The organism is Pseudomonas sp. PDM19 (genome assembly GCF_014852215.1).
Lineage (GTDB): Bacteria > Pseudomonadota > Gammaproteobacteria > Pseudomonadales > Pseudomonadaceae > Pseudomonas.
On sequence record NZ_JACVBG010000004.1, the window covers coordinates 878,328 to 888,983 of the forward strand.

A 10,656-nucleotide genomic window follows, 5' to 3' on the forward strand; every position below is an offset into this window, starting at 1 on the left:
GCTCGGCGACTGCCGTAATCGCGAGATGCGCGGCAGTTCGCATCAAGCCCGGACGCCCGCTGGAGCGGCGTCTGTCTCCTGTGGATAAAGTACGTATAATGCGCCGCCATGACGCGTCCCCGATCTTCCAAACCTCGTAAAAAAAGCGGCAAATGGTCGCCTGCCATGCGCAAGTGGCTGGGCTGGGCTCTCAAGCTCGGTCTGGTTGGCGTGGTGGTGCTGGCCGGTTTTGCCGTGTACCTCGATGCGGTTGTCCAGGAGAAGTTCTCCGGCAAACGCTGGACCATTCCCGCCAAGGTCTATGCCCGGCCGCTGGAACTGTTCGTCGGCCTGAAACTGGGCAAGGACGACTTCCTGCGCGAGCTGGATGCCCTGGGCTATCGGCGCGAGACTTCGGTCGCAGGGCCGGGCGCGGTGTCGGTGGCCGGCAATGCCGTCGACCTGAACACACGCGGCTTCCAGTTCTATGAAGGTGCCGAGCCGGCGCAGCGCATTCGCGTGCGCTTCTCCGGCGACTATGTGGCCGGCCTGAGTCGCGCCAACGGTGGCGACCTTGCTGTCGCGCGAATGGAGCCGCTGCTGATCGGCGGCCTGTACCCGGCGCACAATGAAGACCGCATCCTGATCAAGCTCGACCAGGTGCCGCCGTACCTGATCGATACCCTGGTCGCCGTGGAAGACCGTGACTTCTGGACCCACCACGGGGTTTCGATCAAGTCCATCGCCCGCGCCGTCTGGGTTAACGCCAGCGCCGGCCAGTTGCGCCAGGGTGGCAGTACGCTGACTCAGCAGTTGGTGAAGAACTTCTTCCTGACCAACGAACGCAGCCTGTCGCGCAAGCTCACCGAAGCCATGATGGCGGTGCTGCTTGAGTTGCATTACGACAAGCGTGAAATCCTCGAAGGCTACCTCAACGAGGTATTCCTCGGTCAGGACGGCCAGCGCTCGGTGAACGGCTTCGGCCTCGCCAGCCAGTACTTCTTCAGCCAGCCGCTGTCGGAGCTCAAGCTGCCGCAGGTGGCTCTGTTGGTCGGCATGGTGAAAGGGCCCTCCTATTACAACCCGCGCCGCAATCCCGAACGTGCGCTGGAGCGCCGCAACGTGGTGCTCGACGTGCTCGCCGAGCAGGGTGTGATCGCTGCCGACGAAGCCGCTGCCGCCAAGCAGACGCCGCTCGGCGTGACTCGCCAGGGCAGCATGGCCAACAGTTCCTACCCGGCCTTCCTTGACCTGGTGAAACGCCAACTGCGCGAGGATTACCGCGACGAGGACCTCACCGAAGAAGGTCTGCGCATCTTCACCAGCTTCGACCCCATCCTGCAGATGAAGGCCGAGTCCGCCGTCAGCGAAACCTTCAAGCGTCTCGAAGGCCGCAAGGGCGTCGCCGAAACCGAAACCGCGATGGTCGTGACCAACCCGGAAACCGGTGAGATCCAGGCGTTGCTCGGCAGCCGCGACCCGCGCTTCGCCGGCTTCAACCGCGCCGTCGATGCGGTGCGGCCGATCGGTTCGCTGGTCAAACCGGCGGTCTATCTGACCGCGCTGGAAAAGCCGAGCCAGTACACCCTGACCAGCTACATCCAGGACCAGCCGTTCCAGGTGAAGGGCAAGGATGGTCAGGTCTGGACGCCGAAGAACTATGAAGGCACCGCCAACGGCACGATCTTCCTCTACCAGGGGCTGGCTCGTTCGCTGAACCTGTCCACTGCCAGGCTGGGTCTTGACCTGGGCGTGCCGAACGTTCTGAAGACGCTGGAGCGCCTGGGCGTTTCGCCGAACTGGCCGGCCTATCCGTCGATGCTGCTGGGCGCCGGTGCGCTGAGCCCGATGCAGGTGGCGACCATGTACCAGACCATCGCCAGCGGCGGCTTCAACACGCCGCTGCGCAGTATTCGCAGCGTGCTGGCGGCCGACGGGCAGCCGCTCAAGCGTTATCCGTTCCAGGTCCAGCAGCGCTTCGATCCGGGCGCCATCTACCTGCTGCAGAGCGCCATGCAGCGCGTGATGCGCGAGGGCACCGGCCGCTCCGTCTACAACCAGCTGCCGGCGTCCCTGACCCTGGCGGGCAAGACCGGCACCACCAACGACTCCCGCGATAGCTGGTTCTCCGGCTTCGGTCAGGACCTGCTCGCGGTGGTGTGGATCGGTCGCGATGACAACGGCAAGACGCCGCTCACCGGCGCCACCGGTGCGTTGCAGATCTGGACCAGCTTCATGCGCAAGGCCAATCCGGCGCCGCTGGACATGCCGATGCCGGACAATGTGGTGCAGGCCTGGGTCGATCCGCATACCGGGCAGGGCACTGACGCCAACTGCCCCGGTGCAGTACAGATGCCTTATATTCGAGGAAGCGAGCCTGCGCTGGGCGCAGGTTGCGGAAACCAGACGCCGGCCGGCGAAGTCATGGACTGGGTGCGCGGCTGGTTGAACTGATGCAAGAGGATTGGAAGTGAGAAAAGCTTGGTTTGCAGCGTCGGCGACTCTGGCGCTTCTGTCCGGTTGTGCGTCCCCGCAGCACGGCGCAATTCCCGTGCAGGACTCCGGTACCTCCGTCTCCAACTCGGAGCGCGTCGGTCGCAGCGGTGGCAACACCCAGGCGCCGGTACGTGCCGGAGCCGGCCAGAGCATCCCGCAGGGTGACTCCGGCGTTACCGTAATGGTCCCGCAGGATGCCGGCATGGCACCGATCCAGACCTTCCCGGCACAGACCGGCGCCGCGCCGATCAGCACCGCGCCGATGACCACGTCTCCGGGTGCTGCCGGCTCGACCTATTCTTCGCAGCAGCCGATTTCCACCAGTGGTGGTATCACCTCCAATGGTGGTTTCCAGTCGCAGACCTACCAGCAGCCGGCGTACCAGACCCAGCAGGCCGCGCCGTCGAGCCAGGGCAGCACCTACCAGGGCCCGTCGGGGATTCCGCGGAGCAACTCCGGCCTGTCGGCGGACGAGCAACTGGATGGTCCGGTGCTGGCGCTGCTGACCTCCGCTTCGCAGCAGCAGGGTGGTGGTGATCTGAACGGCGCTGCCGCGAGCCTGGAGCGTGCCCAGCGCATCGCGCCGCGCGAGCCGCAGGTGCTCTACAAGCTGGCCCAGGTTCGCCTGGCCCAGGGCGATGCCGCGCAAGCCGAACAGGTAGCGCTGCGTGGCCTGTCGCTGGCCAACGGTCGCCCGACCATGCAGGCCAGTCTGTGGGATTTGATCGCCAAGTGCCGTGACCAGCAGGGCAACGCTGCCGGCGCTGCCGAAGCGCGTCAGAAAGCCAAGGTGACCCTGTAATGGACGCCCGCGTGCTGGCCGTTGCCGATCAGTTGCTGCTGATCGAGCGGGAGCTGCGTGCGATCGGGATGTGGGGAGCCGAGAGCCCGTCGACGGACAGGCTTTCCAGCATCGAGCCCTTCTGCGTGGACACATTGGCGCTGGAGGAGTGGCTGCAGTGGATTTTCCTGCCGCGGATGAAACTGATCATCGAGAGCGGCGCGGATCTGCCCAGTGCTTCTGGCATCCGCGCCATCGCGGAAATGGCTTATGCCAATGAAGGCGCGCGCGTTGCGGCGCTGCTGGATGCGCTCGGCGCCTTCGATCAGCTGATCAGCCCGGCGCCCTGAGCGGGCGTCAGTTGCAGTTCTCGCGAATGCTCTTTTCGCTGGCCGCGATGCGTCCCTGACGTTCCTCTTCGGTGATCCGGCGCAGGTCACCATTGCCGTCGTCCACGCGAACGCGCGGGTTGTTCTTCAGTTGTGCCACATCGGCGCGCAGCCTCTCGCATTGCTGGACTCGCTCGGCTTCCTGCTGCGCCACTTCCTGACGCACCTTCTCGTCGGCGGCCTTCTGCTTTTCGTCTGCGCTGGGCGGCAGCACCGGCTTGGCGGCGGCAGGCGGCGGGAAATTGCTGCTGGCCTTGGGCGGCGCTGTATTGGTGTTCACCGTGGCGGCATCGGTGCCTTCCGGCGGCTGAGCGCCGAAATGGGTGATGCCCTGGGCATCGACCCACTTGTAGACCTGCGCGGCCATCACGGTCGGGGCCAGTGCGAGCAGCAGGCTGCCCAGGAAAATCGTCCGTCGCATGCTTTGTCGATCCTTGGGATGCGGAGTCTGTCGGTAACTATAACCAAATCGTGCGCTTATTCACTCTGAGAAAGTTCACATCCCCGCTTCATTCAAAGCCATATATGGCTTGACTTGGCCGCTTCGTTTCAGAAGAATCCAAGGTTCGCTGCAGTGGGCCGGCCGCAAGCTGGTTTTACTCGGCAGACAAGAGGTGCTACCCGCGCCGCAAAGTTTCACCCTGTTTCGCGTTACCTCGCGCTGGGTGGAGGCTCTCCGTAACACAAACAGGAGCGTCTCCAGGTTCTGCTCAATCGGCAGTCGACGTAGCCGGCGATTACATTCGCCCATGTCTGCCGGGCAGCCATCCAAGTCGGTCCCCCACGTTGGGGGTTTCCGTATATAGCGTTCTAGAGGTGACAACGTGGAACTTTTATCCGGCGCTGAAATGGTCGTCCGCTCCCTGCGTGACGAAGGCGTTAAGTACATCTACGGGTACCCGGGCGGTGCCCTCCTGCATATCTACGACGCTCTCTTCAAAGAGAACGAAGTAACCCACATCCTGGTTCGCCACGAGCAGGCCGCTACCCACATGGCCGACGGCTATGCGCGCGCCACCGGCAAGCCGGGCGTGGTGCTGGTGACCTCCGGTCCCGGCGCGACCAATGCCGTCACCGGCATCGCTACCGCCTACATGGACTCCATCCCGATGGTGGTGATCTCCGGCCAGGTGGCGAGCAACATGGTCGGTACCGACGCGTTCCAGGAAACCGACATGGTCGGTATCTCCCGCCCGATCGTGAAGCACAGCTTCATCATCAAGCACCCGTCGGAAATCCCCGAGGTCATCAAGAAGGCCTTCTACATCGCCCAGTCCGGCCGTCCCGGCCCGGTGGTGATCGATATTCCGAAGGACATGGGCGATCCGACCCAGAAGTTCGAGTACAACTACCCGAAGAAGGTCAAGCTGCGCTCCTACAGCCCGGCGGTCCGTGGCCACTCCGGCCAGATCCGCAAGGCTGCCGAGATGATGCTGGCTGCCAAGCGCCCGATCATCTACGCCGGTGGTGGCGTGATCATGGGCAATGCCGCCGAGCCGCTGACCGAAGTCGCGCGCATGCTCAATGTGCCGGTCACCAACACCCTGATGGGTCTGGGTGGCTATCCGGGTACCGATCGCCAGTTTGTCGGCATGCTCGGCATGCACGGCAGCTACACCGCGAACCTCGCGATGCACCACGCTGACGTGATCTTCGCTGTCGGCGCACGCTTCGACGACCGCGTGATCAACGGCGAGACCGCTGCCAAGTTCTGCCCGAACGCCAAGATCATCCACGTCGACATCGACCCGGCCTCGATCTCCAAGACGGTCAAGGCCGACATCCCGATCGTCGGCCCGGTGGACAGCGTCCTGACCGAAATGGTCGCGATCCTCAAGGAAATCGGCGAGACCCCGAACAAGGAAGCCCAGGCTGCCTGGTGGAAGCAGATCGAGGAATGGCGCGGCACCCGCGGCCTGTTCCCGTACAACATGGGCGACGGCAGCATCATCAAGCCGCAGACCGTGATCGAGACCCTCTGCGAAGTCACCAACGGTGATGCTTTCGTCGCTTCCGACGTGGGCCAGCACCAGATGTTCGCGGCGCAGTACTACCGCTTCAACAAACCCAATCGCTGGATCAACTCCGGTGGCCTGGGCACCATGGGCTTCGGCTTCCCGGCCGCCATGGGCGTGAAGCTGAACTTCCCCGAAGCCGACGTCGCCTGCGTGACCGGTGAGGGCAGCATCCAGATGAACATCCAGGAGCTGTCCACCTGCCTGCAGTACGACCTGCCGGTGAAGATCGTCAACCTGAACAACGGTGCGCTGGGCATGGTCCGCCAATGGCAGGACATGCAGTACAACAGCCGTTATTCGCACTCCTACATGGAATCGCTGCCGGACTTCGTCAAGCTGGCTGAAGCGTATGGCCACGTCGGCATGCGCATCACCGACCTGAAGGACCTGAAACCGATGATGGAAGAAGCCTTCGCGATGAAGAATCGCCTGGTCTTCCTCGACATCCAGGTCGATACCAGCGAGCACGTCTACCCGATGCAGATCCGCGGTGGTGCGATGCGCGACATGTGGCTGAGCAAGACGGAGCGTACCTGATCATGCGACACATCATTTCCCTGCTGCTGGAAAACGAACCCGGCGCGCTCTCCCGCGTGGTTGGCCTGTTCTCCCAGCGCAACTACAACATCGAAAGCCTGACCGTCGCCCCGACCGAGGACCCGACGCTGTCGCGCCTGACCCTGACCACCGCCGGTCAGGATGAGGTCATCGAGCAGATCACCAAAAACCTCAACAAGCTCATCGAGGTGGTAAAACTGGTGAACCTCTCGGAGAGCGCGCACATCGAGCGCGAGCTGATGTTGGTGAAAGTGAAGGCCACCGGCGCCCAGCGCGCCGAGGTCAAGCGCACCACCGACATTTTCCGCGGCCAGATCGTCGACGTCACCAGCAGCGTCTACACCGTGCAGCTGGCCGGTACCAGCGACAAGCTGGACAGCTTCATCCAGGCCGTCGGCACCGCGTCGATCCTCGAAGTTGTCCGCAGTGGCGTCACCGGCATTGCCCGTGGCGACAAGACTCTCAGCATCTGATTTGAAATACGGCCCACGAGGCCAACTGACAGGGGATTACCCAAATGCGCGTTTTCTACGATAAAGACTGTGACCTCTCCATCGTTCAGGGCAAGAAAGTTGCCATCATCGGTTACGGATCCCAAGGCCACGCCCACGCCTGCAACCTGAAAGACTCCGGCGTCGACGTCACCGTCGGCCTGCGTGCGGGTTCTTCCTCCGTTGCCAAGGCCCAGAACCATGGCCTGAAAGTCGCCGAAGTGGCCGAAGCCGTTGCCGCTGCCGACCTGGTCATGATCCTGACTCCGGACGAGTTCCAGGGCCGCCTGTACAAGGACGAGATCGAGCCGAACCTGAAGAAGGGCGCTACCCTGGCCTTCGCTCACGGCTTCTCCATCCACTACAACCAGGTTGTACCGCGCGCTGACCTCGACGTGATCATGATCGCGCCGAAAGCCCCGGGCCACACCGTGCGCTCCGAGTTCGTCAAGGGCGGCGGCATCCCTGACCTGATCGCCATCTACCAGGACGCTTCGGGCAATGCCAAGAACGTCGCTCTGTCCTACGCCTGCGGCGTCGGCGGCGGCCGTACCGGCATCATCGAAACCACCTTCAAGGACGAGACCGAAACCGACCTGTTCGGCGAGCAGGCTGTTCTGTGCGGCGGTTGCGTCGAGCTGGTGAAAGCCGGTTTCGAAACCCTGGTCGAAGCCGGTTACGCTCCGGAAATGGCCTACTTCGAGTGCCTGCACGAACTGAAGCTGATCGTTGACCTCATGTACGAAGGCGGCATCGCCAACATGAACTACTCGATCTCGAACAACGCCGAATACGGCGAGTACGTGACCGGTCCGGAAGTCATCAACGCCGAATCCCGCCAGGCCATGCGCAACGCTCTGAAGCGCATCCAGGACGGCGAATACGCCAAGATGTTCATCTCCGAAGGCGCCACCAACTACCCGTCGATGACCGCCAAGCGCCGTAACAACGCCGCTCACGGCATCGAAGTCATCGGCGAGCAGCTGCGCGCCATGATGCCGTGGATCGCTGCCAACAAGATCGTCGACAAGACCAAGAACTAAGGTCCATTCGACGAACGAAGAAACGCGGCGCTTGCCGCGTTTTTTCGTTTAAGGGCGGTGATCTGGTATAAAGCGGGGGCGTCGGGTGAGTCTGCGCGGTAGCGTGCCCCGGCGAATCTCAGCCTCAACGAGTTCTCAAGGAATCGTCCATGAGTGAAGGTCACGAGGAGCCGAACAAGGCTTCCGACACCGAAGAAAGTCTGCTGCCCATCGATGAACACATCGAAGAGGGGCATGACGCCGAAGGTCGCAAGGTTCGTCATCGCGGCATCTACCTGCTGCCCAACCTGTTCACCACCGCGGCACTGTTCACCGGCCTCTACGCCATCATCAATGCCATGAATGGCGACTTCTCCAACGCCGCCATCGCCATCTTCGTCGCCATGGTCCTTGACGGCCTCGACGGTCGCGTGGCCCGCCTGACCAATACCCAGAGTGCCTTCGGCGCCGAGTACGACTCGCTGTCCGACATGGTCGCCTTTGGTGTCGCGCCGGCACTAGTCGCCTTCGAATGGGCGCTGAGCAGCCTGGGCAAGGTCGGCTGGATGGTTGCCTTCATCTATGTCGCGGGTGCGGCGCTGCGCCTGGCACGCTTCAACACTCAGGTGGGCAAGGCCGACAAGCGCTACTTCATCGGTCTGGCCAGCCCGGCTGCCGCGGCGCTGGTTGCCGGTACGGTGTGGGCGTTCGCCGACTTCGACGTGCAGGGTGCCAAGGTTTCCCTGCTGGTTGCCCTGATGGTCGCTGCCGCCGGCATGCTGATGGTCAGCAACATCAAGTACTACAGCTTCAAGGACCTCGACCTGCGTGGTCGCGTGCCGTTCATGGCGATCCTGGTGGTGGTGCTGGCATTCGCCGTGGTCTTCACCGACCCGCCGCGCATCCTGCTCCTGCTGTTCCTTGCTTACGCCACCTCCGGCCCGGTGCAATACTTGTTGCAATTGCGCCGTCGCAAGCAGCCGCCTGCCGTGTAATTTCCAGCGGGCTCCGCAGTCTACTGGCGCATACAGCCAGTCGTTGCGGAGCCCGTCATGCTGATCAAGTCGTCCCGTCTTTCCGATTGCCACGAATCGGAAGTCACTCCTGAATCCCTCTATCTTTCCCGTCGTCACTTTCTCGGTGGTGCGATGGCGGCTGCCGCACTGTCCGGACTGCCTCGTCTGAGCCTTGCCGATGGCGGTCGCTATGCCGATGTGGCTGAAGCGGCTGCTCCTTCCTGGTTGGCGGAGAAGCTGTCGGCTACCCGCTGGGATGCCGTGACGGTGAAAGATGAAGCCATCACGCCATTCAAGGACGCGACCACCTACAACAACTTCTACGAGTTCGGTCCCGACAAGGGCGATCCTGCCGCCAATGCCGGCGCGCTGAACACCGAGCCGTGGTCAGTGGTGATTGATGGGGAGGTGGGCAAGCCGGGCAAGTATGGGCTCGAAGACTTCATCAAGCCCTATCAGTTGGAGGAGCGAATCTACCGGCTGCGCTGTGTCGAAGCCTGGTCAATGGTCATTCCCTGGATTGGCTTCCCGATATCCGACCTGATCAAGCGAGTGGAGCCGACCAGCAAGGCGAAATACGTACGCTTCGAAACGCTGGTGGATCGCAAGGACATGCCGGGTGTGCAGTCCAACTTCGCCCTGATCGACTGGCCCTATGTGGAAGGGTTGCGTATGGACGAAGCCATGCATCCGTTGGCGATATTGGCAGTCGGCATGTATGGCCGGGTGCTGGCGAACCAGAACGGAGCACCGCTTCGCCTGGTGGTGCCGTGGAAGTACGGGTTCAAGGGGGCCAAGTCCATCGTGCGGATCAGCTTCGTGGAAGAGCGGCCCAAGACCACCTGGCAAAGCCTGGCGGCTGATGAGTACGGTTTCTATGCCAACGTCAATCCGACCGTGGACCATCCTCGCTGGAGTCAGGCGCGCGAGCGGCGCCTGCCCAGTGGACTATTCAGCCCCAATGTTCGTCCTACCCTCATGTTCAACGGCTACGCCGATGAGGTCGCTTCGCTTTATGCAGGCATGGACCTGAGGAAGGATTACTGATGCGCTATCCGTTCTGGCGGGCCGGGGTGTTTCTGGCTGCGATGCTGCCGCCGCTTTATTGGCTGTACCAGGCGTGGATCTTCGATCTTGGCCCGGACCCGGGCAAGGCATTGGTAGACCGGCTGGGGCAGGGCGGTCTGATCCTATTGCTCATAACTCTGACCATGACTCCCCTGCAGAAGATCACCCGCTGGGGAGGCTGGGTGCAGGTCCGTCGACAACTGGGGCTGTGGTGCTTCACCTATATAGTGCTGCACCTGGGCGCCTATGCCGTCTTCATTCTGGGGCTGGACTGGGCGCAGTTGGGCGTCGAACTGCGCAAGCGTCCCTATATCATCGTCGGGGTCGTTGCCTTCCTCGGCTTGCTCTCCCTGGCGATCACTTCCAACCGCTACAGCATGCGGAGGCTGGGGGCGGGCTGGAAGAAACTGCATCGCCTGATATATGTCATCCTCGGTCTGGGATTACTGCATATGCTGTGGGTCGTACGCTCCGATCTGGAGCGCTGGGCGATCTATGCAGCCATAGGCTTGGTCCTGCTGCTCTTGCGGATGCCGCCAGTGGCCCGGCGTCTACCGCTGCTGCGGGGCCGCCTGGCGGCTAACTGAAGAAAGTTTAAATTAGTCGTTGACGGCCGATTTAAACTCCCTATAATGCGCACCACTCCCAGCGACGAAGCGCTGAAAGAACTTGAAAATCAAGTACTTACAGAGATTTGAAGTTGAGAGTGGTGGTCAGGCAGGTGATTCACTTGCCGCTCTTCATTAGCTGCTCCGGCAGCGAGCTGAAAAGAAGATCGCCGAGGTGGTTGACAGCGAGTTTGATCGCTGTAGAATGCGCCTCCCGCTGATGAGAAGGT

At 62.4% G+C, this 10,656-nt stretch carries 10 protein-coding genes; 9 read left to right on the top strand and 1 reads right to left on the bottom strand.

The features are described from left to right. Positions 1-108: 108 nt before the first annotated feature. From mrcB to IB273_RS26330, 3 genes are read left to right on the top strand one after another with little or no spacing between them, the layout of a single operon-like run. A complete protein-coding gene (mrcB, locus tag IB273_RS26320; protein WP_192225388.1) occupies positions 109-2,433 on the top strand; it encodes a penicillin-binding protein 1B in 2,325 nt (774 codons plus the stop codon). 16 nt (positions 2,434-2,449) lie between these two features. Then, positions 2,450-3,277: a tetratricopeptide repeat protein gene (locus IB273_RS26325; RefSeq protein ID WP_081520735.1), complete on the top strand. Its 828-nt coding sequence runs from the start codon at positions 2,450-2,452 to the stop codon at positions 3,275-3,277. Then, complete coding sequence (locus tag IB273_RS26330) at positions 3,277-3,606, top strand: YqcC family protein (RefSeq protein ID WP_192225389.1); 330 nt, start codon at positions 3,277-3,279, stop codon at positions 3,604-3,606. Before IB273_RS26325 ends, IB273_RS26330 begins: the two co-directional genes overlap by 1 nt. Positions 3,607-3,613: 7 nt before the next feature. On the opposite strand, the gene IB273_RS26335 is transcribed toward IB273_RS26330, so the two are convergent. After that, positions 3,614-4,066, bottom strand: coding sequence for a DUF4124 domain-containing protein (locus IB273_RS26335; RefSeq protein WP_081520737.1), 453 nt, complete (start codon positions 4,064-4,066; stop codon positions 3,614-3,616). Between the two features lie 403 nt (positions 4,067-4,469). On the opposite strand from IB273_RS26335, the gene IB273_RS26340 reads away from it, so the two are divergent. The 6 genes from IB273_RS26340 to msrQ all read left to right on the top strand — a co-directional run bounded on the left by IB273_RS26340 (position 4,470) and on the right by msrQ (position 10,405). After that, positions 4,470-6,200 (top strand): acetolactate synthase 3 large subunit, encoded by a 1,731-nt coding sequence (locus tag IB273_RS26340; RefSeq protein ID WP_081520738.1) that lies wholly within the window; start codon positions 4,470-4,472, stop codon positions 6,198-6,200. A gap of 2 nt (positions 6,201-6,202) precedes the next feature. Beyond that, positions 6,203-6,694, top strand: coding sequence for an acetolactate synthase small subunit (gene ilvN / locus IB273_RS26345; protein WP_081520739.1), 492 nt, complete (start codon positions 6,203-6,205; stop codon positions 6,692-6,694). Between the two features lie 44 nt (positions 6,695-6,738). After that, the gene (gene ilvC, locus IB273_RS26350) at positions 6,739-7,755 is read left to right on the top strand and encodes a ketol-acid reductoisomerase (RefSeq protein WP_017516327.1); all 1,017 of its coding nucleotides are present in this window, start codon (positions 6,739-6,741) and stop codon (positions 7,753-7,755) included. Between the two features lie 149 nt (positions 7,756-7,904). Next, complete coding sequence (gene pssA, locus IB273_RS26355) at positions 7,905-8,729, top strand: CDP-diacylglycerol--serine O-phosphatidyltransferase (protein ID WP_017516328.1); 825 nt, start codon at positions 7,905-7,907, stop codon at positions 8,727-8,729. A gap of 57 nt (positions 8,730-8,786) precedes the next feature. Further along, complete coding sequence (gene msrP / locus IB273_RS26360; protein WP_192225390.1) at positions 8,787-9,797, top strand: protein-methionine-sulfoxide reductase catalytic subunit MsrP; 1,011 nt, start codon at positions 8,787-8,789, stop codon at positions 9,795-9,797. Then, positions 9,797-10,405 carry a protein-methionine-sulfoxide reductase heme-binding subunit MsrQ gene (gene msrQ, locus IB273_RS26365; protein WP_192225391.1) on the top strand — a complete coding sequence of 203 codons (609 nt, stop codon included), beginning with the start codon at positions 9,797-9,799 and terminating at the stop codon, positions 10,403-10,405. The genes msrP and msrQ overlap by 1 nt, the downstream gene beginning before the upstream one ends. The last annotated feature ends 251 nt before the right edge of the window (positions 10,406-10,656 follow it).

Excerpts from the sequence above, each read along its gene's own strand:
- mrcB (WP_192225388.1), top strand. The coding sequence starts at position 109 with ATGACGCGTCCCCGATCTTCCAAACCTCGTAAAAAAAGCGGCAAATGG.
- pssA (WP_017516328.1), top strand. The coding sequence starts at position 7,905 with ATGAGTGAAGGTCACGAGGAGCCGAACAAGGCTTCCGACACCGAAGAA.
- IB273_RS26335 (WP_081520737.1), bottom strand. The coding sequence starts at position 4,066 with ATGCGACGGACGATTTTCCTGGGCAGCCTGCTGCTCGCACTGGCCCCG.
- ilvN (WP_081520739.1), top strand. The coding sequence starts at position 6,203 with ATGCGACACATCATTTCCCTGCTGCTGGAAAACGAACCCGGCGCGCTC.
- msrP (WP_192225390.1), top strand. The coding sequence starts at position 8,787 with ATGCTGATCAAGTCGTCCCGTCTTTCCGATTGCCACGAATCGGAAGTC.
- IB273_RS26330 (WP_192225389.1), top strand. The coding sequence starts at position 3,277 with ATGGACGCCCGCGTGCTGGCCGTTGCCGATCAGTTGCTGCTGATCGAG.
- ilvC (WP_017516327.1), top strand. The coding sequence starts at position 6,739 with ATGCGCGTTTTCTACGATAAAGACTGTGACCTCTCCATCGTTCAGGGC.
- msrQ (WP_192225391.1), top strand. The coding sequence starts at position 9,797 with ATGCGCTATCCGTTCTGGCGGGCCGGGGTGTTTCTGGCTGCGATGCTG.